The organism is Burkholderia sp. SJZ089 (assembly GCF_007828315.1).
In the GTDB taxonomy this organism is placed as follows: domain Bacteria; phylum Pseudomonadota; class Gammaproteobacteria; order Burkholderiales; family Burkholderiaceae; genus Burkholderia; species Burkholderia gladioli.
Map to the genome: position 1 here is coordinate 367,127 of NZ_VIUM01000005.1, position 22,448 is coordinate 389,574.

The 22,448-nt window shown below is 67.9% G+C and carries 19 protein-coding genes and 1 other RNA gene; 11 read left to right on the forward strand and 9 right to left on the reverse strand.

Annotated elements, in window-relative coordinates:
* Position 1 precedes the first annotated feature (1 nt).
* The 8 genes from FB600_RS11990 to ffs all read right to left on the reverse strand — a co-directional run bounded on the left by FB600_RS11990 (position 2) and on the right by ffs (position 7,700).
* Entirely contained in the window at positions 2–934 is a 933-nt protein-coding gene (locus tag FB600_RS11990) for a peptidoglycan DD-metalloendopeptidase family protein (protein WP_098181871.1), read from the reverse strand.
* Positions 935–939: 5 nt separating this feature from the next.
* Positions 940–1,851 carry a protein-L-isoaspartate(D-aspartate) O-methyltransferase gene (locus tag FB600_RS11995; protein WP_013698256.1) on the reverse strand — a complete coding sequence of 304 codons (912 nt, stop codon included), beginning with the start codon at positions 1,849–1,851 and terminating at the stop codon, positions 940–942.
* Positions 1,848–2,609 carry a 5'/3'-nucleotidase SurE gene (gene surE / locus FB600_RS12000; RefSeq protein ID WP_145756777.1) on the reverse strand — a complete coding sequence of 254 codons (762 nt, stop codon included), beginning with the start codon at positions 2,607–2,609 and terminating at the stop codon, positions 1,848–1,850. The genes FB600_RS11995 and surE overlap by 4 nt, the downstream gene beginning before the upstream one ends.
* 74 nt (positions 2,610–2,683) lie before the next feature.
* Complete coding sequence (locus tag FB600_RS12005; protein ID WP_098153948.1) at positions 2,684–3,889, reverse strand: CaiB/BaiF CoA transferase family protein; 1,206 nt, start codon at positions 3,887–3,889, stop codon at positions 2,684–2,686.
* Positions 3,890–3,927: 38 nt separating this feature from the next.
* Positions 3,928–4,524, reverse strand: coding sequence for a recombination mediator RecR (recR, locus tag FB600_RS12010; RefSeq protein WP_036051298.1), 597 nt, complete (start codon positions 4,522–4,524; stop codon positions 3,928–3,930).
* A 27-nt stretch (positions 4,525–4,551) separates the two neighbouring features.
* Complete coding sequence (locus tag FB600_RS12015; protein ID WP_013698260.1) at positions 4,552–4,878, reverse strand: YbaB/EbfC family nucleoid-associated protein; 327 nt, start codon at positions 4,876–4,878, stop codon at positions 4,552–4,554.
* 79 nt (positions 4,879–4,957) lie between these two features.
* A complete protein-coding gene (locus FB600_RS12020; RefSeq protein WP_145756776.1) occupies positions 4,958–7,405 on the reverse strand; it encodes a DNA polymerase III subunit gamma/tau in 2,448 nt (815 codons plus the stop codon).
* A 196-nt stretch (positions 7,406–7,601) separates the two neighbouring features.
* Positions 7,602–7,700: signal recognition particle sRNA small type (ffs, locus tag FB600_RS12025), an RNA gene on the reverse strand.
* A 527-nt stretch (positions 7,701–8,227) separates the two neighbouring features.
* On the opposite strand from ffs, the gene trxA reads away from it, so the two are divergent.
* The 11 genes from trxA (at position 8,228) to FB600_RS12080 (ending at position 19,709) form a co-directional block, all read left to right on the forward strand.
* Positions 8,228–8,554 carry a thioredoxin TrxA gene (gene trxA / locus FB600_RS12030; protein WP_013698262.1) on the forward strand — a complete coding sequence of 109 codons (327 nt, stop codon included), beginning with the start codon at positions 8,228–8,230 and terminating at the stop codon, positions 8,552–8,554.
* Between the two features lie 197 nt (positions 8,555–8,751).
* The gene (gene rho, locus FB600_RS12035; RefSeq protein WP_006402347.1) at positions 8,752–10,014 is read left to right on the forward strand and encodes a transcription termination factor Rho; all 1,263 of its coding nucleotides are present in this window, start codon (positions 8,752–8,754) and stop codon (positions 10,012–10,014) included.
* A gap of 184 nt (positions 10,015–10,198) precedes the next feature.
* Positions 10,199–10,747, forward strand: a complete 549-nt coding sequence (locus FB600_RS12040; RefSeq protein ID WP_096748738.1) for a MerR family transcriptional regulator — start codon at positions 10,199–10,201, stop codon at positions 10,745–10,747.
* On the forward strand, positions 10,744–12,300 hold the full coding sequence (locus FB600_RS12045; protein WP_145756775.1) for an MFS transporter: 1,557 nt from the start codon (positions 10,744–10,746) through the stop codon (positions 12,298–12,300). The genes FB600_RS12040 and FB600_RS12045 overlap by 4 nt, the downstream gene beginning before the upstream one ends.
* Before the next feature lie 37 nt (positions 12,301–12,337).
* On the forward strand, positions 12,338–13,180 hold the full coding sequence (locus tag FB600_RS12050; RefSeq protein ID WP_025097645.1) for a zinc-dependent peptidase: 843 nt from the start codon (positions 12,338–12,340) through the stop codon (positions 13,178–13,180).
* 159 nt (positions 13,181–13,339) lie between these two features.
* Positions 13,340–13,603 (forward strand): type B 50S ribosomal protein L31, encoded by a 264-nt coding sequence (locus FB600_RS12055; protein ID WP_013698266.1) that lies wholly within the window; start codon positions 13,340–13,342, stop codon positions 13,601–13,603.
* Positions 13,604–13,817: 214 nt separating this feature from the next.
* Complete coding sequence (locus FB600_RS12060) at positions 13,818–15,581, forward strand: ArnT family glycosyltransferase (RefSeq protein ID WP_096748736.1); 1,764 nt, start codon at positions 13,818–13,820, stop codon at positions 15,579–15,581.
* A gap of 2 nt (positions 15,582–15,583) precedes the next feature.
* The gene (locus FB600_RS12065; protein ID WP_025097642.1) at positions 15,584–16,939 is read left to right on the forward strand and encodes an MATE family efflux transporter; all 1,356 of its coding nucleotides are present in this window, start codon (positions 15,584–15,586) and stop codon (positions 16,937–16,939) included.
* 405 nt (positions 16,940–17,344) lie between these two features.
* Positions 17,345–17,974 (forward strand): ComEA family DNA-binding protein, encoded by a 630-nt coding sequence (locus FB600_RS12070; RefSeq protein ID WP_145756774.1) that lies wholly within the window; start codon positions 17,345–17,347, stop codon positions 17,972–17,974.
* Between the two features lie 104 nt (positions 17,975–18,078).
* Positions 18,079–18,513: a YidB family protein gene (locus FB600_RS12075; protein ID WP_013698270.1), complete on the forward strand. Its 435-nt coding sequence runs from the start codon at positions 18,079–18,081 to the stop codon at positions 18,511–18,513.
* Positions 18,514–18,650: 137 nt separating this feature from the next.
* Positions 18,651–19,709 (forward strand): hypothetical protein, encoded by a 1,059-nt coding sequence (locus FB600_RS12080; RefSeq protein WP_105819834.1) that lies wholly within the window; start codon positions 18,651–18,653, stop codon positions 19,707–19,709.
* Positions 19,710–19,800: 91 nt separating this feature from the next.
* Here FB600_RS12080 and clpB read toward each other — a convergent pair whose 3' ends face one another.
* Positions 19,801–22,398, reverse strand: a complete 2,598-nt coding sequence (gene clpB / locus FB600_RS12085; protein WP_017921349.1) for an ATP-dependent chaperone ClpB — start codon at positions 22,396–22,398, stop codon at positions 19,801–19,803.
* Positions 22,399–22,448: the final 50 nt, after the last annotated feature.

Genomic DNA, 22,448 nt, shown 5'->3' on the forward strand with positions numbered 1-22,448 from the left:
TCTATTGAGGCGGCAGGTACTTCAGCGGATCGACAGGTTTACCCTGCCGGCGAACCTCGAAATGCAGCATCACGCGGTCGGAATCGCTGTTACCCATCTCGGCGATCTTCTGGCCTTTCGTGACGGAATCTCCCTCTTTTACCATCAAAGCGCGGTTGTGTGCATACGCCGTGAGATAGGTTGCGTCGTGCTTGACGATAATGAGGTTGCCGTAGCCGCGCAGGCCATTGCCGGCATAGACCACGCGGCCGTCGGCGGCCGCCTTGACGGGCGTGCCCGCCGCGCCACCGATATTGACGCCCTTGTTCTTCGAGTCGTCGAACTGGTTCAGGATTGGACCGCGCACCGGCCAGGCGAAACTGACCGAGCTCGGGCCCGCGCTGCCGGCATCGGCCGGCGCCTGAGCCGGCGTGGTCGAGGGGGCTGCGTTGGCGGGCACGCCGTTGGCGCCGTAGATCGGCGGCATGGCCGGGCCGCTCGACAGCGGCGGCACCGCCGCGTTCGAGCTGCCGGGCGGCGGCAGCGTGCCGGGCGCAGCCGCGGCGACGGCGCCGTTCGGCGGCGCCACGCGCAGCAACTGGTCGACCTCGATCTGGTTCGGGTTGGCGAGATTGTTCCAGGCCGCGATATCGCGATAGTTCTGGCCGTTCTCGAGCGCGATCCGATAGAGCGTGTCGCCCGGCTTCACGCGATAGTAGCCCGGCGGCGGCGGGCCGAGCGGCACCGCCGGCTGGGCGGCCGCCGCGCTCGAACCCGGCGCGGTGCCGATCGCGCCCGCGCCCGAGCGGTCCACCACCGGCGCCTGGTCCATGCGCGAGGCACAGGCGGCGACGAGCAGGAGTGCGGCTGCACAGATGGCGCGCTGGCCGATTCGCTGGCCGGATGTCAGCGGAATAGTCGATTGTTTGTTTTGCATCGCGCGCAACGTAATCATCAGTGTCAAATCACTCCGGATTTTAAAGGGACAAAGAAAACGCGATCAAGCCGCGACTCCCGCCATTGGGTCGGCCCGACCCGCTCGACCAGCGTCAGGACCTGCGGCTGGCCGCTCTGCGCGCCGACCGGCGCGACCAGGCGACCGCCGACCGTCAGTTGCTCGAGCAGCGCCTGCGGCACGTCGAGCCCCGCCGCCGCGATCACGATCGCATCGAACGGCGCGGCCGACGGCAGGCCCAGGCGGCCATCGCCGTAATGCAGCCGGATGTTCGGCACGCGCAACGGCCGGAGATTTCGTTTCGCGCGTTCGAACAACGGCTTCACGCGCTCGATCGAATAGACATCGCGCGTGAGGTGACTCAGTACGGCTGCCTGGTAACCGCAGCCAGTGCCGATTTCGAGGACCCGCTCGGGAACGCGCCCGGCGAGCGCGAGCTCGATCATGCGGGCCACCACCGAGGGCTTGGAAATCGTCTGCTGATGGCCGATCGGCAGCGCCGCATCCTCGTAGGCCTGGGCCGCCAGGCCCGGATCCACGAACAGGTGGCGCGGCACGGCGGCCATCGCCGCCAGCACGCGCGTATCGGTGACGCCGTTGGCGCGCAGCCGTTCGACCATGCGCTCGCGCACCCGTTCCGAGGTCAGGGCCAGCGCGCCCGCGACGGCGGGTTTTCCCGCACTGCCGGCAGCCGTCCCCGCCGCGTTCGCCGGTCCTTTCGCCTGGGCCGCGCCATGGCCGTGCGCGGCGCGCGCGAGGCCCGCCGGCCGGGCCGGCGAGCCGGCCACGGAGGCGCCCAGGGTCGGGCGCGCGGGCGAGCTCGGATGCCGCTCGTTCGGGCGCGCCGCGCTCTTGCGCGGTGCACGTTTCAGATCCTCGAGCGCAAGCGGAAACCGCTTGGCGCGCTCGCCGCTCATGAAGCCTCGCCCCGCGCGCGCGCCCACGCCTGCGTCGCGGCCAGTTTCTGGGAGTCGGTGAGATCGAGCTGCAGCGGCGTGATCGACACGTAGCCGTTCGCCGTGGCATGGAAATCGGTGCCCTCGCTCGCGTCGAGCGCCGCGCCCGAGGCGCCGATCCAGTAGATCGCCTCGCCGCGCGGATTGGTCTGGCGGATCACCGGCTGCGACGGATGCCGCTTGCCGAGCCGCGTCGCCTGCCAGCCCTTGATCTGCTCGTAGGGCAGGTTCGGGATGTTGACGTTGAGGAAGGGCTGGCCCGGCATCGGCCGGGCGATGAAGTGGCGGACGATATCGGCGGCCACCCGCGCGGCCGATTCGAGTTCCACCCAGTCCTTGTCGACCAGCGAGAAGGCGATCGCCGGGATGCCGAACATGATGCCTTCGGTGGCAGCAGCGACGGTGCCGGAATACAGCGTGTCGTCGCCCATGTTCTGGCCGTTGTTGATTCCCGACACGACCAGGTCGGGCCGTTCCTCGAGCATGCCGGTCAACGCCAGGTGGACCGAGTCGGTCGGCGTGCCGTTGACGTAGTGGAAACCGCTACTCGCCGAGCGATGCAGCGACAGCGGCCGGGACAGCGTCAGGGAGTTCGAGGCCCCGCTGCAGTTCTGCTCGGGCGCCATCACGGTCACGTCGGCGAACGGCCGCAGCGCTTCGTAAAGCGCGGCCAGACCGGGCGCCAGATAACCGTCGTCGTTGCTGAGTAGGATTCGCATGCGGCGATTGTAACCGAGGAAAGATGGCGCGCGAACGACAGCCCGGACGCCCCGGGGCGGTCTCGCGCGGCGGCTCAGATCACGCGCCGTTCGCGCAATGCGGCGATCGCCGCGGCCTCGTAGCCGAGCCCGCCGAGCACCTCGTCGGTATGCTCGCCGAGCGCCGGGCCGAGCCAGCGCGTCTCACCCGGCGTGTCGGACAGCTTCGGCGTGATGTTGGGCAGCGGGATCTCCTGTCCGTCGGGCAGGCGAAAGCGCTGGATCATCTGGCGCGCCACGAACTGCGGATCGCTGAACATGTCGGCCACGCTGTAGATCCGGCCGGCCGGCACGTCGGCCGCGTTGAGCACCGCCAGCGCGGCCTCGATGGTGCGCGGCGCGAGCCAGGCGGCGATCGCCTCGTCGATCTCGCGGGTGCGCGGCACGCGCCCGTCGTTGTGGGCGAGCGCCGGGTCGTCGGCGAGATCGGCGCGCTCGATGGCCTTCATCAGGCGCTTGAAGATCGGGTCGCTGTTGCCGCCGATCACGATGCTGCCGTCGACGCAGGCATAGGTATTGGACGGCACGATGCCGGGCAGCGAGGCGCCGGTGCGCTCGCGCACCATGCCGTAGACGCCGTACTCGGGCACCACGCTCTCCATCATGTTGAACACGGCCTCGTAGAGCGCGACATCGACCACCTGCCCCTTGCCGCCGTTCATGTTGCGATGGTGCAGCGCCATCATCGCGCCGATCACGCCGTGCAGCGCGGCGATCGAGTCGCCGATCGAGATGCCGATGCGCGGCGGCGGCAGCTCCGGGTAGCCGGTGATGTGGCGCAGGCCGCCCATCGATTCGGCGATCGCGCCGAAACCGGGACGGTCGCGATACGGGCCGCTCTGGCCGTAACCCGACAGGCGCACCATCACCAGGCCCGGATTGTCGGCCGACAGTACCTCGTAGCCGAGGCCCAGCTTCTCGAGCAGGCCGGGCCGGAAATTCTCGATCACGATGTCCGCCTGCGAGGCGAGCTGCTGCGCGATGCGCCGGCCCTCGTCCGTCTTCAGGTTCAGCGTGACCGACTTCTTGTTGCGCGCCTGCACCGCCCACCAGAGCGAGGTGCCGCCCGCCTCGGGATAGAGCTTGCGCCACTTGCGCAGCGGGTCACCGCCGTTGGGATCCTCGACCTTGATCACGTCGGCGCCGAATTCGGCGAACAGGCGGGCCGCGAACGGCCCCGCGATCAGCGTGCCGAACTCGAGCACCTTGACGCCCGCGAGCGGGCCTGGGGTAGCGCTCATCTGTGGAATCTCCGGAGCGGCGTGCGCCGCGTTGGGGCTTACATCGACCGGCGGTCGAGCATCGCGCGGGCGATGGTGCCCGCGTCGACGTATTCGAGTTCGCCGCCGACCGGCACGCCGCGCGCCAGCCGCGTGACGGACAGGCCGCGCGCCTTGAGGGTCTGCCCGAGGTAATGGGCGGTCGCCTCGCCTTCGTTCGTGAAGTTGGTCGCGAGCACGACCTCCTTGACGATGCCGTCCGAGGCGCGTCGCACCAGCCGATCGAAATGGATTTCCTTGGGACCAATGCCGTCGAGCGGGCTGAGCCGCCCCATCAGCACGAAATAGAGGCCGCGATAGGTGAGCGTCTGCTCGAGCATGATCTGGTCCGCCGGCGTCTCGACCACGCACAGCAGGCTCGGATCACGCTCGGCATCGCTGCAGACCTCGCAGATGCGCGACTCGGTGAAGGTGTTGCATTTCTCGCAATGCTGCAGGTGCTCGGTGGCGAACAGCAGCGAGCGCCCGAGCTTCTCGGCGCCCTCCCGATCGTGCTGCATCAGGTGATACGCCATCCGCTGCGCGGATTTCGGCCCGACGCCGGGCAGCACGCGCAGCGCTTCGACAAGGGCGGACAGGGCGGAGGGCTGCTTCATGCGATACCGGTCGACGTGGGCGCCGCCTCAGAACGGCAGCTTGAAGCCCGGCGGCAGCGGCAGGCCGGAGGTCATGCCGCTCATCTTTTCCTGCGAGGTGGCTTCGGCCTTGCGGACGGCGTCGTTGAACGCCGCCGCGACCAGGTCCTCGAGCATGTCCTTGTCGTCCGCGAGCAGGCTCGGGTCGATCGCCACGCGGCGCACCTCGTTCTTGCAGGTCATGGTGACCTTCACGAGCCCGGCGCCCGACTGGCCTTCGACTTCGATGAGGGCGAGCTGCTCCTGCATCTTCTTCATGTTTTCCTGCATCTGCTGGGCTTGCTTCATCAGCCCGGCGAGTTGGCCTTTCATCATGGACGTGCTCCTTGGTGTTCGTGTGAGACCGGCGCGATCTTAGCGCCGGTTCCGGGATTAGGGAATGGGCTGCGCGCGATCAGTGCAGCGTGGGCGCGCCGCCGGCGCCGTCGGCGGCGACCGGCTTCACCGAGCCCTCGACGATGCGCGCGCCGAAATCGCGGATCAGTTGCTGGACGAAGGGGTCGGCGCCGATCTCCTGCTCGGCCTCGCGCTGGCGCTTGGCGCGCTCGACCGCGTCGAGCGCAGCCGCGGTGCGACGCGCCGGGCCGACCTCGACGCTCAGCTCGACCGGCTTGCCGAGCGCCTCGGCGAGCGCGGTCTTCAGCTTGGCGACCTGCGCGGCATCGGCGTATTGCGGCACCGGCACCGCCAGTTTCAGCGCGCCGCCCTCGAGCGAGGTCAGCTCGCTGTTGAAGGCGAGCTGGTAGGCCACGCCCTTGAGCGGCAGGCTCGCGGCCAGTTGCGGCCATTCACCCTGGTAGCCGATCGCGTCGAGCGGCACGGCCGGCGGCAGCGGCCGCGTGTCGACCGGCGCGGGCGCCGGCTGCGGGGCCACGCGCACGTCGTCGGGGCCGCTGTCGAAGACGGGAATGTAGCCGTCGTCGGGCGGCGGGCCGTAATTGTCGTCGGCCGACATCGGCAGGTAATCGTCGGGCGGAATGTCGTCCCACGGGGGCGGTACCGAAAGGTCCGGCGACGACGCGCCTACCGGCTGCGATGCCGCGGCGGCCGGCGTGGGACGCGGACGCGGCGTCGGCACGTTCACCCGCGGCGCGGATGCGGCAGCCTTCGGGGCCGGCGCGGCTGATTTAGGCGCGGCGGCGGCACGCTCGCGATCGGAGGCGGAGGACACGCGCATGCCGCGGCTGCGCAGCACGTCCAGCGCGGCGGCGGCGCCGCCGCCGCCGCGTGCCGGCGCCGGACGCTCGACCGCTGCGGCCGGCACAGTCGTCTGGCTTGCGATCGGTGCCGCGACAGGTTCGACGGATTCGACCGGCGCTGCGGGTTCGGATTTCGCCTCGACAGGCGCGATTACCGCCGGCCCGGGCACGGCCGGGACCTCGGCGGCAGCCGGGGCCGCGTCGGTCTGGGCGGCTACGGGGGAAGCAGGAACATCGGTCGATTCCGGCGCAGGCTCGACGAGCGGCTCGGTTACCGACGCGACGCTCGGCACCGGCTCGCTCGACGCGGCGGCTTCGACCGACGCGACCGGCACTGACACCTCGGGGGCCAGCGGCTTCGAAGGCACCGTGGCGGCCGGCGAGACCGAAGAAGCCGCCGGCTTGGCCAGCGGCTTCGGCTCGATCGCGGGCACTGCGGGCGTGGCACTCGCCGAGGAGGCTACGCGTGGCGCCGCTGCTGCACCGGCAGTTGCCGTAGCGCGCCGGTTGCCCGCCGCGGCCGGCGATACACCCGGCACCGCCCCGCCGCCGCCCGGCCCCGCCGGTTCGAAGGCGAGCATGCGCAGCAGGGTCATGGTGAAGCCGGCGTATTCATCGGGCGCGAGCCCCATCTCGCCACGCCCGACCGTCGCGATCTGGTAATAGAGCTGCACCTGCTCGAGACTCAGCAAGTCCGCGAAACGGCGCAGGTCGCCCGCCTCGGGCCACTCGTCGAGCACCGAGGCGGGCGCGAACTGGGCCCAGGCGATCCGGTGCAACAGGCCCGCCAGATCCTGCAGGGCGGTCGAGAACGACAGGCTGCGCAGCGCCATCTCGTCGGCGATCGTCAGGATTTCAGGACCATCGGCCGCCGCGATCGCATCGAGCAGACGCACCATGTAGGTCTGGTCGAGCGCACCGAGCATGCCCGACACCGCCGCCTCGGTCACCTCGTTGGCCGAGTAGGCGATCGCCTGGTCGGTCAGGGACAGCGCATCGCGCATGCTGCCCTGTGCCGCGCGCGCGAGCAGCCGCAACGCCTGCGGCTCGAAGGCGACCTGCTCCTCGCCGAGGATGCGCTCGAGGTGCATGACGATATGCCCGGCCGGCATCTGCTTCAGGTTGAACTGAAGACAGCGCGACAGCACGGTAACGGGAATCTTCTGCGGATCGGTGGTGGCGAGGATGAACTTGACGTGCGGTGGCGGCTCTTCCAGCGTCTTGAGCATCGCGTTGAACGCGTGGTTCGTCAGCATGTGCACTTCGTCGATCATGTAGACCTTGAAGCGCGCATCGACGGGCGCGTACACGGCGCGCTCCAGCAGCGCGGCCATTTCGTCGACGCCGCGATTGCTCGCCGCGTCCATCTCGACGTAGTCGACGAAACGCCCCTCGTCGATTTCACGGCAGGCACGGCAGACGCCGCAAGGTTGCGAGGTGATGCCGGTCTCGCAATTGAGCGCCTTGGCGAAGATCCGGGATAGCGTGGTCTTGCCGACGCCGCGCGTACCGGTAAACAAATAGGCGTGATGCAAACGCCCGCCGTCGAGCGCGTGCGTGAGCGCCCTGACGACGTGCTCCTGGCCGACGAGCGAAGCGAAATCCTTCGGACGCCACTTGCGTGCGAGAACTTGATAGGTCATCGGGAAATTGTATCAGTAACGTATGGCGTCGCCGACAGGCAAGCGGCCATCGAAATCCTCGCCGCGCGAACGCGCGCCGAGATGAACGGCATGCGCGATGCGGCCATGTAGAACGTGGCGGGCAGGCAGGACAATCGGGATCTGGAGTAGGCGAACACGCCGCGGCGGCAGCTGATCGAACAGGAAGAAAGGGGAAGGTGACGAGCCTGACCCTCGGCACTGGCGGAAAACGGCTGTGGCTGCTTCGTTCCCGACCTGACCAGGTTCACCGGCCCACCATGCGAGGAGGCCCGTCACGGTGAATTCTATCACCGCTTCACGCTGAACGCGACCGATTTATCGTACGCATCGCGAGACGCCGTGCGGCCGCGCGATTCGATGCCCTGCAACGCAATCGATCCACACGAACACGCAGGAAAGGAAGGCGCGATTCATGAGCCGGACTCAGGCATTTCCACCCGCTCGCACAATCGGAAGAATAAAGAATAGGACACTCGCCTTCCGATGCGCCGCATTGTCATCGACGCGCGCCGCGATTACATGGCATTACCGCGGCGAGCGCCGCCTCTTGTATTCCGAAGCGCCTACCCCATCTCCCTGTTGTCGCCGGCAAGGGCCGACAGCCCTACTCGCGAAGCGGATACTATCGCCGCCAACGGTGGATAGCAATTTAGGCTAATATGACGCCCGAGTGACCCGCGAGCCACGGTTTGCAAGCGCTTCACGCCGCCGTGTTCCACGGGGCGGAGCTGCCTGGACCGGCAGCCGGTGCAAAGACCGGCGAGCGCAGGCAGTCCCCGAAACGAATGAGGTATTGACCAAATGAGCGAACTGATCAAACACATCAACGACGCATCGTTCGAACAGGACGTCGTCAGATCCGACAAGCCCGTCCTGCTCGATTTCTGGGCGGAATGGTGCGGCCCCTGCAAGATGATCGCGCCGATTCTCGACGAAGTCTCGAAGGACTACGGCGACAAGCTGCAGATCGCGAAGATCAACGTCGACGACAATACCGCCACCCCGGCCAAGTTCGGCGTGCGCGGCATCCCGACCCTGATCCTGTTCAAGAACGGCGTGGTCGCCGCTCAGAAGGTCGGCGCGCTGTCCAAGTCGCAGCTGACGGCCTTCCTCGACAGCCACCTGTAAATCCGTATTGCCGCAAAAAGCCTGTTGCCAACCGGCAACAGGCTTTTTGCGCAAGCGCCGAACGGCAAAGCAAGCCCGAATCGGCGTGTGCTAGAATTTCATTCGACGTCGCCATCCGACGCAAAAGTCTCTGAGCGATTCCGCTCGCCCTCCTCCCTATATCTTTCGTAGCATCTCCTCCCTGGCGGGTTCTCCGTATGCATTTATCCGAGCTCAAGTCTCTGCACGTCTCCGAATTGATCGAAATGGCCAATGGTCTGGAGATCGAAAACGCGAACCGCCTGCGCAAGCAGGAGTTGATGTTCGCCATTCTAAAAAAGCGCGCCAAGACGGGCGAGACGATTTTCGGCGACGGCACGCTCGAAGTCCTGCCGGACGGCTTCGGCTTCCTGCGCTCGCCGGAAATGTCCTACCTCGCAAGCACGGACGATATCTATATCAGCCCGTCGCAGATCCGCCGCTTCAACCTGCACACCGGCGACACCATCGAAGGTGAAGTGCGCACGCCGAAGGACGGCGAACGCTATTTCGCGCTGGTGAAGGTCGACAAGGTGAACGGGCAGCCGCCCGAGGCCTCGAAACACAAGATCATGTTCGAGAACCTCACGCCTCTGCACCCAAACAAGCCGCTTTCGCTCGAACGCGAAATGCGCGGCGAGGAAAACGTCACGGGCCGCATCATCGACATGATCGCGCCGATCGGCAAGGGCCAGCGCGGCCTGCTGGTGGCCTCGCCGAAGTCGGGCAAGACGGTCATGCTCCAGCACATCGCGCACGCCATCAAGCAGAACCACCCGGACGTGATCCTGTTCGTGCTGCTGATCGATGAGCGCCCTGAAGAAGTGACCGAAATGCAGCGTTCGGTGGCGGGCGAAGTGATCGCCTCGACCTTCGACGAACCGGCCACGCGTCACGTGCAGGTCGCCGAAATGGTGATCGAGAAGGCCAAGCGTCTGGTGGAAATGAAGCATGACGTGGTGATCCTGCTGGACTCGATCACGCGCCTGGCCCGTGCCTACAACACCGTGATCCCGGCTTCGGGCAAGGTGCTCACGGGCGGTGTCGACGCCAACGCGCTGCAGCGTCCGAAGCGCTTCTTCGGCGCGGCGCGCAACATCGAGGAAGGCGGTTCGCTGACCATCATCGGCACGGCCCTGATCGAAACCGGCAGCCGCATGGACGACGTGATCTACGAAGAGTTCAAGGGCACCGGCAACATGGAAGTGCACCTCGAGCGCCGTCTCGCGGAAAAGCGCGTCTACCCGTCGATCAACCTGAACAAGTCGGGCACGCGTCGCGAAGAAATGCTGATCAAGCCGGACATCCTCCAGAAGATCTGGGTGCTGCGCAAGTTCATCCACGACATGGACGAAGTCGAGGCGATGGAATTCCTGCTCGACAAGATTCGCCAGACCAAGAGCAATTCGGAGTTCTTCGACCTGATGCGCCGCGGCGGCTGAAGCCCCGCCACCGCCGGCCATCGCGCCGGCGCCAGCAAGAGCCGCCCTTTGGGGCGGCTTTTTTGCATCCCGCCCCCTCGCATCCGCTTCAACCGGCGCAGCGGTCTATTGCGCATTCCAACCTGTACGTGAACGTACACGTTGATCTAGAATCGGCCACGTTCCATTCGAATCGCCGCTGCCGATGCCCCGCCCCTCCGATCCCAGCCTGCTGACCGTGCGCGATGCCGCCGAGCGCCTCGGCGTCACGCCGCGCACGTTGAAGTACTACGAGGAACGCGGGCTCGTCACGCCGAGCCGCAGCGAGGGTCGCTACCGTCTCTACGACGAGGCCGACCTTGATCGTTTCTCGCGCATCCTGCGCTTGCGCGCGATCGGCTTCTCGCTGCACGGCATCACCGAGATGCTGAAACGGCCGCTGGAGCCGGCCGCCGAAAGCGGCGGGCGCCGCCGCTACTCGGAGAACTCGCTGCGCGACATCCACACGGAATTGACCGCGCAGGTCGCCCGGCTCGACGAGCGGATCGCCGCAGCGCGCCGCGAACTGCGCGAAGTCGAGATGGTGCGCGCCGAATTGCGGCACGACCTCGACTACATCGAGCGGCGCATCGCCGGCGACAATCCCGATGAGCTGATCGCCAAACGCCAGGCCGCGGCAAAACAGGCCAAACCGACCCAAGCGGCGCAACCCGAGCGCCGCGCCCGGAGCCACTCCGGCAAGCCACGCCCATGAACACGGCGGCACCCCGCCCTTCGTTCTGGCGTATCGAGACGCTGCGCGGCGAGCTGTTTCCCTGGGTGATCGCGCTGGTCACCGGCCTCGACTACTTCGACAACGCGATCTTCTCGTTCTTCGCCAGCCATATCGCCGGCGGCATCAACGCCTCGCCCGACGAACTCGTCTGGTCCTCGAGCACCTATGCGATGGCGGCCGTGCTCGGCATCCTCCAGCAGCAATGGTGGATCGATCGCGTCGGGCATCGCCGCTACGTCAGCGGCTGCATGCTGCTCTACGCGCTGGGCGCGCTCGCCGCCACCGCGGCCGACACCTCGCTGCAACTGGCCTTCGCGCGCGGCCTGCAGGGTTACTTCATCGGCCCGATGATGGGCGCCTGCCGGATCCTGATCCAGATCACCTACGCGCCGCCGCAACGACCGCGCGCCACGCGCGCCTTCCTGATCATGCTGCTGCTCGGCACCTCGCTCGCCCCCATCGTCGGCGGCGAGCTGGTGGCGCATTTCACCTGGCGCGCGGTGTTCGCCTGCACCGTGCCGCCCGCGCTGCTGTTCTCGGCGCTGGCCTATGGCGCGCTGCCCGACAGCGGCCACGCGCCGCCCGAGGAACGCACCAACAGCCACATCTGGCCTTATGTGGTGTTCGCCTTCGCGCAAGGCGCCCTGCAGATCGTGATGCAGCAGGTGCGCTACCAGTTGTTCCTGTCCTCGCCCTCGCTGATCCTGCTCAGCTTCGCCGGCTTCGCCTCGCTGGCCTGGTTCGCGCGCCAGCAGTGGAACCATCCCTCGCCGCTGGTGCGCATGTCGGCGTTCCGCCAGCGCAGCTTCCAGGTCGGCCTGCTGCTCTATGTCTTCTACTACTACATCACCACCTCGTTCAGCTACCTGAGCTCGCGCTTCCTCGAGGCCGGCCTCGGCTACCCGGTCGAGAACGCCGGGCGCCTGACCGGCACCACCTCGCTGATCGCCGCCAGCGCGCTGTTCGTCTACCTGCGCTACGCGAAACACGTCACGCGCAAGAAATGGATCATCGTGCCGGGCTTTGCGCTGGCCGCCTGCACCGCCTTCGTGATGTCGCGCATGACGCCCCAGGTCAGCGAGGCGCAATTGATCGCCCCGCTGCTGATGCGCGGGCTGTTGCTGTTGTTCATCGTGCTGCCGGTGGCGAACCTGACCTTCCGCGATTTCGCGCTCGACGACTACACGCACAGCTACCGCCTCAAGAACATCTTCAAGCAGTTGACGCTGTCCTTCGCGACCGCCTCGGTGATCATCGTCGAGCAGCATCGCGACGCGCTGCACCGCGAACGCCTGTTCGAGCAGGCCAGCCCGCTCAACCCGATCTTTGCGCAGACGCTCGACACGCTGACGCGCGGTTTCGCGGCCGCCGGCCACGCGGCGGGCGAGGCGCAGGCGCTCGCGCTCGCCTCGCTGAACCAGACCTTCCTGCGCCAGGCCGCCTTCCTCGCCTCGCTCGACGGCTTCCTGTTCGTGGCGGGCGTGGCCGTCTGCGGCGGCCTGATCGCCGCCTGGCAAAAAGCGATCGATTGAGGTACCGTGCGCCTGTTTCGTCACGCCCCTCGCTCCGATGCTCTCCCGACTCTCCCGGTGGCTCGACGCGCGCCGCCGCGATCGCGCGCTGCGCAGTTTCCCGATTCCCGACCCGCTCTGGGACGACACGCTCGCGCGGCTGCCGTTCCTCGCCACGCTGTCGGCCGCCGACCTGGCCCGCCTGCGCGAGATGACAAGCTGCTTTCTCGCCGAGAAATCCTTCTCGACCGCGCATGAACTGGAGCTGACCGAGGCCATGACGGTCGGCATCGCCGTGCAGGCCTGCCTGCCCGTGCTCAATCTCGGGCTCGACCTCTACCGCGGCTGGGTGGGCGTGGTGGTCTATCCGGGCGAGTTCGTGATCCGCAAGACCGTCGAGGACCACGACGGCGTGGTCCACGAGGTCGAGCAGGACGCCAGCGGCGAGGCCTGGCAGGGCGGCCCGGTGATCCTGTCCTGGGAGGACGTGCAGATGTCGGACGGCAGCGACGCCTACAACGTGGTGATCCACGAATTCGCGCACAAGATCGACATGATCAGCGGCGAGGCCGATGGCCATCCGCCCCTGTTTCGCCGCCTGCATGCGCCGCACCTCGACGCGACGCGCTGGGAAAACGTCTTCGACCACGCCTACGACCGTTTCTGCGACCGCGTCGACGCGGTGCCGGATCGCGCCTGGGCGCGCTTCGAGCGCAACTCGCTGATCGATCCCTATGCGGCCGACCACCCTTCCGAATTCTTCGCGGTCTGCAGCGAGGCGCTGTTCGTGCGGCCGACCGCCTTCGAGGCGGAATTCCCCGAGCTGTACCGGCTGCTCGCGCACTATTACCGCCAGGATCCGGCCGGCACCGGCGCGCTGGCGGAGCTGCCGGCCGTCTGAAGCGCGCGACAAATCAGGGCGCCGTGCGCGAAAATCGCCAACCGCCTGATTTTCTGGCATAATCTCCGTTTTTCGACCCTAGGCAAGTGGCTCGCCAGGCATCGTTTGCGGTTCAGGACGACGCGGCGGGTTGGCTACCGCTCCATTACAGGACACATCATGAAACCTGGCATTCACCCGGATTACCGCGAAGTCGTCTTCCAAGACATGTCGAACGGCTTCAAGTTCGTGACGCGCTCGACCATCCAGACGCGCGAAACCATCGAACTCGACGGCAAGACCTACCCGCTGGCCAAGATCGAAGTCTCGTCGGAATCGCACTCGTTCTACACGGGTCAGCAAAAGATCATGGACACGGCCGGCCGCGTCGAGAAGTTCAAGAACAAGTTCGGCTCGCGCGCGAACGGCAAGGCTTCCTCGTAAGCCAGCCTCGCGAGACCCGGGCCGGCGGCAACGCCGGCCTGCATGGTCCGAACCGAAAAAAGGGCAGCCCAGGCTGCCCTTTTTTCGTGTGCGCGTGTTGCGGCACCGGGCTTGCGGCAACGCCCGCGCGCAACGTCTACAATGCCGGATGCTCGTAACACGGCAGTGCCCAGCGGCGCCGCCCGGCGCCTACTCATAACAAGCCAATCACTGCATGAAGCCTGTCGTTCGTCTCACCGCCTCCGCCACGCGCGCCCTGCCGCGCTGGCTGCTGCTCACGCTCTGCCTGGTCTACGCGGGCTTCGGCCTGTTTGCCCGCGATCCGTGGAAGAACGAGGATGCCGCCGGCTTCGGCGTGATGTGGACGATGGCGGGCGGCTCGCTGCACGACTGGCTGCTGCCCAACCTGGTCGGCAAGTTCATCACCACGGACGGCCCGCTCGGCTACTGGCTCGGCGCGCTCGGCGTCGAGGCCTTCGGCCCCTGGTTCTCGGCGAGCAACGCCTCGCGGATCGCCACCGGCATCCTGTTCTGCGTGGCCTGCGCCTTCGTCTGGTACACCGCCTACCTGCTCGGCCGCCGCCCCGAGGTGCAGCCGTTCAAGTACGCCTTCGGCGGCGAGCCCGAGCCACGCGACTACGGCCGCACGCTGGCCGACGGCGCGCTGCTGGTGCTGCTGGCCTGCTTCGGGCTGGCCGAGCGCGGCCATGAAACCACCCCGCAACTGGCCCAGTTCGCCTGGGTCGCGATGCTGGTCTACGGCCTGGTACGGCTGACCGACAAGCCGCTGCACGGCGCCACCTGGTGGGGCATCGCGGTCGGCCTGCTGCTGCTGTCCGGCAACCCGGTACTGGCCGCCGCGCTGATCGTCGGCACCGCCGTGCTGATGCTGGCCACGCCCGAGGTCCGGCATCGCCACCTGCTGCTGGTCGGCGTGCCGATCGCCGTGTTGCTGTTCGCGCTCTGGCCGCTCGCCGCCCTCACGCTCTATCCCGACGACGCCAACTGGTTCTTCAACCAGTGGCTGCACGGCAGCCTGATGCGCTTCTCGGGCCCGCCGACCACGGTGCTGCGCTACGCCGCCAAGAACCTGCCGCTGTTCACCTGGCCGGCCTGGCCGCTGGCGATCTGGGCCTGGGTGAGCTGGAAGGGCTGGCGCCGCCGGCCGCACATCGCCGTGCCGCTCGCGGTGGCCGCCCCGCTGGTCGCGCTGGTGATCCTGCAGAGCCAGGAAACCAACCGCGTCTACATGCTGCTGCTGCCGCCGTTGGCGGTGCTCGCCACCTTTGCCCTGCCCACCTTGAAGCGCGGCGCGATCAACGCGATCGACTGGTTCGCGGTGCTCAGCTTCACCATCCTCGGCAGCTTCGTGTGGCTGGTCTGGCTGGCCTCGATCACCGGCTTCCCGCATCCGCTGGCCCGCAACCTGGCGCGCCTGGTGCCCGGCTACGAATCGCACTTCAACATCCTCGCCTTCGCCTGCGCGCTGATTGCCACGTTCTGCTGGTGCGCGCTGGTGCGCTGGCGCATCTCGCGCCAGCCCAAGGTGCTGTGGCGCAGCGTGGTGCTGTCAGGCGCCGGCACCACCCTGATGTGGGTACTGCTGATGACGCTGTGGCTGCCCTTCGTCAACTACAGCCGGACCTATCGCGACGTGGCGGTGCAGATCGCCGCGCACCTGCCGGCCGACTACGAGTGCATCTCGCCGGTGCGCCTGGGCGACGCGCAGATCGCCACCTTCGCCTACTTCGGCGACATGCACTTCTCCTTCACCGACGACTGCGACGTGATCCTGCGCCAGGACCCGGCCGACTACGGCGAGCCGAGTTCGATGTCGGAATACGTCTGGCGGCTGATCTGGGAAGGCCGCCGCGCGGCCGACCGCGACGAGCGCTTCCGCCTCTACGAGCGGATCGAGCGGCCCAAGACGCCGATCCGCCGTCATCCGGGACGCGGCGCCCGCATCGCGCGGGATTGAGCATGTTCGCCGACGTGCGCCGCATCGCCGGCCTCGCCTGGCCGGTGCTGATCGGCCAGCTCGCGATCATCGCCTTCGGCGTGATCGACACCGCGATGGTGGGCCGCTACTCGGCCGTCGACCTGGCCGCGCTCGGGCTCGGCTCGTCGATCTACGTGTCGGTCTTCATCGGCCTGACCGGAATCCTTTCGGCGCTGCAGCCGATCGCGGGCCAGTTGTACGGCGCGCGCCGCTTCCAGGAGATCGGCGAGGAGGTGCGCCAGGCGATGTGGCTGGCGGCGATGCTGGCAGTGCCCGGCTTCCTGCTGCTGCACTTCCCGAACCTGCTGCTGCGCCTCGCGCACACGCCGCCCGAGCTGCACGACCGCACCGTCGACTACCTGCGCATCCTGTCCTTCGGGCTGCCGGCCAGCCTGATGTTCCGCATCTACAACGCGCTGACCAACGCGGCCGGCAAGCCGCGGCTGGCGATGATCCTGCAGATCGGCGCGCTGGCGCTGAAGATCCCGCTCAACATCTGGTTCATCTTCGGCGGCCTGGGCGTGCCGGCCCTGGGCGGCCCCGGCTGCGGGCTGGCCAGCACCCTGATCAACTGGGCGCTCGCGCTGATCGGATTCACCCTGGTCGCGCGGCTCAACGTGTTCGCGCCGCTGGGCATCTTCGCGCGCTTCTGCACGCCGACCTGGGAGCGCCAGAAGGCGCTGCTCAAGCTCGGCCTGCCGATGGGGCTGTCCTACCTGATCGAGGTGACCTCCTACACCTTCATGGCGCTGTTCATCGCGCATTTCGGCACCACCACGCTGGCCGGCCACCAGATCGCCGGCAACCTCGGCGCGGTGCTCTACATGACGCCGCTGTCGATCGGCATCGCCGCCTCGACCCTGGTGGCGCGTTCGCTCGGCGCCGGCCGCCCCGACGAGGCGCGGCTGTTGGCGCGGCACGGCGTGAGCTTCGCGGCGATGACCGCGATCGGCTATGCCTGCGTGGTGCTGCTGCTGCGCCAGCGCATCATCGGCGCCTACACGCCAAACCCGGCCGTGATGGCCGCCGCCCTGCCGCTGGTCACGATCGTTGCCTTCTACCACTGCGTGGACGCGATCCAGGTCACCACTGCCTTCGTGCTGCGCGCCTACAAGGTGGCGGTGGTGCCGACCGTGATCTACGCGGTCGCGCTGTGGGGCGTCGGGGTGGGCGGCGGCTACCTGCTCGGCTTCGACGTCGGTGGCTGGGTGCCGGCCGCGCTGACCGGCGCGCGCGGCTTCTGGAGCGCCAACTTCGTGAGCCTGCTGATCGCCGGCGCGGCCCTGGTGCTCTACCTGCGCCACGTCAGCCGGCGCCAGTTGCGCGACGCGGGCTGAACGACCGGCCGGGGCGTGAGCCGGAATGGCCAGGCGCCGCGCCAGCCGCCGGATTCGACCTGACGTGCGCCAAGGGGCCAGCCGCGACGGCGGCCCGAATACTTCCTGGCGAAACGATCGGCGCGATTGGCTGCGCCAAAGCCCATCCTGCCCGCGTCCCGCGGCTCCCGACCTCCCGGAAATCCACCGCCCGACTGGAGGCTTCCGTCAAACTTGGTCAAAACGGCCCGCCGCCGGCCCTTCTCCCCTTTACAGCCCCCGTCGCGATGCGCAACACTGCGCGCGCTGCCTCAAAAAGGGCACGCATTTGTCCTATGCTTGATCGCACGACATCGGCCGTTCGCATCGCGTCATCGCCTGTCCGTCATAACAGCGGTTCCACCGCTCTACTGGGGAGTCCTTGCCATGCTGAAAAAACTGCTGCTGCTGTTGCTCACCCTGTCGCTCTCGCTGGGCGCCACCTTCGCGGCGGCCGTCGAGGTCAATACCGCCGACCAGGCCGCGCTCGAATCGGTGAAGGGCCTCGGCCCGGTGAAATCCAAGGCGATCATCGACGAACGCGCCAAGAACGGCCCGTTCAAGAGCGCCGATGACCTGGCCAGCCGCGTCAAGGGGCTCGGGCAGAAATCGGTCGCCAACCTCGAGGCCGCCGGCCTGACGATCGGCGGCTCCTCGGCGCCGCCGACCGGCGCCAAGGCCAGCCAGCCCGCCACGCGCGCCACCAAGACCCAGGCCGGCACCAGCACCGGCACGCCGGCGCCCGCGCCGAGCGCGACCACGCCGGCCCCGTCCACCACGACAAGCACCGCGCAGACGGGCGCGGCCGCCGCCAACGCGGCCTCGCAGCCGGCCAAGCCCGCCAAGGCGAGCCGTGCCTCGCGCAAGAAGGACAAGGCGGCGGCCGCCGCCAGCGCCGCGGCGGCAGGCAGCGCCCCGGCCGCGGCAACCGCCACGGCCGGCGCCTCGGAGCCCAAGGCCAAGAAGCCCAGGAAGTCGAAGAAGAGTCAGGCCGCATCGGCCGCGTCAGGCGCCTGACCCGTCGGCCCGCCGCGCGAGATGCGGCTGGCCGCGAACACAAGCCCGGCGCCGCCCTCGCGACGCCGTTTCAGGAAGTGGAAACCCGGCATCGGAGAGAAATCATGGGTCTGCTCGATATGGTGACTGGCGCGCTAGGCGGCCAGAATGGCGGCGGCAATCAGGGCGCACTGCTCGCCGCCGCGCTCGAATTCGTCAACAACCAGCCCGGCGGGCTGAACGGCCTGATCGAGAAGTTCCGCCAGGGCGGCGTGGGCGACGTGATCGGTTCGTGGGTCGGCACCGGCGCGAACCAGCCGATCTCGCCCGACACGCTGCAGAACGTGCTCGGCTCGGACACCGTCACCTCGCTCGCCAACAAGGCCGGCGTCGATCCCTCGACGGCCTCGAACCTGCTGGCCCAGGTGCTGCCGCACCTGGTCAATCACGCCACCCCGGACGGCAACGTGCCGGCCGACGGCCAGGTCGACGCGCCGAACCTGCTCGGCACGCTCTCGCAGCTGGCCGGCCTGTTCGGCGGCGGCAACAAGACCGCCTGATTCGCCGCCAGCCCTCGCCCGCACCGGTCGCCAGGCCGGGGCGCGGTCGAAGGCGCGGGCCCGGGCCGCAGCCTGCCCCGGGCCCGCGGCGGCGCAACCCGCGAGCCGGCGAACCGGCCGCCCCCACGAGCCGCCGCATGGACTTCACCAGCGCCCAGGCAACCATCTCCGACGCCGCGATCCACGATCCGCTGCTCGCGCATTTCCTCTCGGCCATCCTCTTCAGCCACCCCGGCGACGCGATCAAGAAAAGCGCGCGCGCCGTCTACGGCAAGTTCGCGCGCCCCGGCAAGAGCGCGGCCTGGACCTGCCGGCACGCGGGTTGCACGCGCGCCTCGATCTGGTCGCATGAAATCTCGGAAGGCAAGATCACGCGCTGCCTGGCGCGCGACATCGAGGGGCGGCGCTATGTCGACGTGCTCGCGCCCGACCTGTCGGGCAACCCTTATCGCTACGCCTTCAAGCATGTCGCGACCCGCTCGGCGACCACCTTCCTCGGCTACTGCCAGGAACACGACAACCTGCTGTTCCGCGATCTCGACAACGGCCTGACGCGCTACGACGACACCCGGCTCAACGCGCAGTACCTGCGCTCGCTGAAGAAGCGCGCCTACGAGACCGAGCGCCAGATCGCGATCTGGCAGGACATCGCCGTCGAACTGCGCCAGCTCGACGAGGCCTCGCATGCCGAGCTGGCGGCCGCGAGCGAGCGCGTCGAGCGCAACCTCGCCGAGCTGCGCGAGTCGCTCGCGCGCTGGCAACGCGTCTACGAGCAGGTCCGCGCCGGCCTGGAAGCGGGCCGCCCCGCCGTCGGCTCGCGCTGCCACCGGCTCGCGGCGCCCGGCTACCTGTTCTCCGGCGTGGTGGACCTGAGCCAGCCGGGCGACACCGAGCCCTTCGTGGTGTTCCTGCTGAAAGCCGACTTCGCCGACGAGAGCGCCTTCTTCGTCGGCGCGCTCGACAATGCTCACGCCGACGGCATCCTCGACCATCACGATCTCGGCGCCCCGGAGGGCCGACAGAAGGTCGCGCAGTACCTGCTGTCGATGAAATCAGGCTTCGTCTTCTCACCCGATTTCGAGGCCGGGCTGCCCGAGGCCGCGCGGGCGGGCTTCCATCGCAGTCCTGATTTCGAACGGGGCTCGCTCGCATTCGACGCCGTGTATTGCGAGCGCTTCCTGTTCGGCGCCGGCTGAGGCGCCGGCAACCGCCGAAACAAGCGACGGCCGAAAAAAAACCCCGCCGAAGCGGGGTTCCCGAAGCCCTTGCCAATCGTGCGGCTTCGCCTCAGTGCACGACGCGATCGAACACGAACTTGCCGTCCTGCACGTCGACCGGAATCACGTCCTTGGGCCCGAAGCGCCCGGCCAGGATCAGCTTGGCCACCGGATTCTCGATCTCCTGCTGGATCGCGCGCTTGAGCGGGCGCGCGCCGAACAGCGGGTCGTAGCCGACCTTGCCGATCTGGTCGAGCGCCGCGTCGGTCACCTCCAGCTGCATGTCGAGCTTGGCCAGCCGCTCGTGCAGGCGCGCCAGCTGGATCTTCGCGATCGACTGGATGTTGCTGCGATCGAGCGCATGGAACACCACCACGTCGTCGATCCGGTTCAGGAACTCGGGGCGGAAGTGCAGCTTGACCTCCTCCCACACCGCGTCCTTCACCGCCTCCTGGGGCGAGCCCACCATCGACTGGATCACCTGCGAACCGAGGTTCGAGGTCATCACGATCACCGTGTTCTTGAAGTCCACGGTGCGGCCCTGCCCGTCGGTCATGCGGCCATCGTCGAGCACCTGCAGCAGCACGTTGAACACGTCCGGGTGCGCCTTCTCGATCTCGTCGAGCAGGATCACGCTATACGGCTTGCGACGCACCGCTTCGGTCAGGTAACCGCCTTCCTCGTAGCCGACGTAGCCCGGCGGCGCGCCGATCAGGCGCGCGACGCTGTGCTTCTCCATGAACTCGCTCATGTCGATGCGGATCAGGTGATCCTCCGAATCGAACAGGAAGCCGGCCAGCGCCTTGCAGAGCTCGGTCTTGCCGACGCCCGTCGGGCCCAGGAACAGGAACGAGCCATAAGGCCGGTTCGGGTCCGACAGGCCCGCGCGCGAGCGGCGGATCGCATCGGCCACCGCGCTGATCGCCTCGTCCTGGCCGATCACCCGCTCATGCAGTTTTTCCTCGATATGCAGCAGCTTCTCGCGCTCGCCCTGCATCATGCGCGAGACCGGGATGCCGGTGGCACGCGACACCACCTCGGCGATCTCCTCGGTGCCGACCTGGGTGCGCAACAGACGCGGCTTGCTCGGATTGTGCTGCTCCTGCTCCTCGGCCTGGGTAACCTGCTTGAGTTGCGCCTCGAGTTGCGGAAGCTTTCCGTATTGCAGCTCGGCCACCTTCTCGAGCTTGCCCTCGCGCTGCAGCTTGGCGATCTCGGCGCGCACCCGGTCGATATCCTCCTTGAGCTGGGCGCTGCCCTGCACGGCGGCTTTCTCGGCGGTCCAGATCTCCTCGAGGTCGGCATACTCGCGGCCCAGCCGCTCGATCTCTTCCTCGATCAGTTGCAGGCGCTTCTGCGAAGCCTCGTCCTGCTCCTTCTTGACGGCCTCGCGCTCGATCTTCAACTGGATCAGGCGACGGTCGAGCTTGTCCATCGATTCGGGCTTCGAATCGATTTCCATCTTGATCTTCGAGGCGGCCTCGTCGATCAGGTCGATCGCCTTGTCCGGCAGGAAGCGGTCGGTGATGTAGCGATGCGAGAGTTCGGCCGCGGCCACGATGGCCGGATCGGTGATGTCCACGCCGTGGTGCAGCTCGTACTTCTCCTGCAGCCCGCGCAGGATCGCGATGGTCGCCTCCACGCTCGGCTCGTCGACGATCACCTTCTGGAAGCGGCGCTCGAGCGCGGCATCCTTCTCGATGTACTTGCGGTACTCGTCGAGCGTGGTCGCGCCGATGCAGTGCAGCTCGCCGCGCGAGAGCGCCGGCTTGAGCATGTTGCCCGCGTCCATCGCGCCCTCGGCCTTGCCGGCGCCCACCATGGTGTGGATCTCGTCGATGAAGACGATGGTACGGCCTTCGTCCTTGGCGATGTCGTTGAGCACCGACTTCAGGCGTTCCTCGAACTCGCCGCGGTACTTCGCGCCGGCCAGCAGCGCGGCCATGTCGAGCGAGAGCACGCGCTTGTTCTTCAGCGTCTCGGGCACCTCGCCGTTGACGATGCGCTGCGCCAGCCCCTCGACGATGGCGGTCTTGCCCACGCCGGGCTCGCCGATCAGCACCGGGTTGTTCTTGGTGCGGCGCTGCAGGATCTGGATCGAGCGGCGGATCTCGTCGTCGCGGCCGATCACCGGATCGAGCTTGCCCGAGCGCGCGCGCTCGGTCAGGTCGACCGTGTACTTCTTGAGCGCCTCGCGCTGGCTCTCGGCATCGGCGCTGTGCACCTGCGAGCCGCCGCGCACGGCCGCGATCGCCGCTTCCAGCGCCTTGCGCGTCATGCCGTGCTGGCGCGCCAGCTTACCGGCCTCGCCCTTGTCGTCGGACACCGCGAGCAGGAACATTTCGCTGGCGATGAAGCTGTCGTTGAGCTTCTGCGCTTCCTTGTCGGCCTGGTTCAGCAGGCCGGCCAGCTCGCGGCCGATCTGGATGTCGCCGCCGGTGCCGGTGACCTGCGGCAGGCGCGAGATCGCCTCGTTCAGCGCGCCTTGCAGCGCCTGCACGTGCACGCCGGTGCGCGACATCAGCGAGCGCGCCGAGCCATCGGTCTGGCCGATCAGCGAGGCCAGCACGTGGACCGGTTCGATGTATTGATTGTCGCGGCCGGCCGCGAGGCTCTGGGCGTCGGCCAGCGCTTCCTGGAACTTGGTGGTGAGCTTGTCGATTCTCATGAAGAGACCTCCAATTTTCGAATAGCTCCAACATGAGGCTGCTTGCCGGG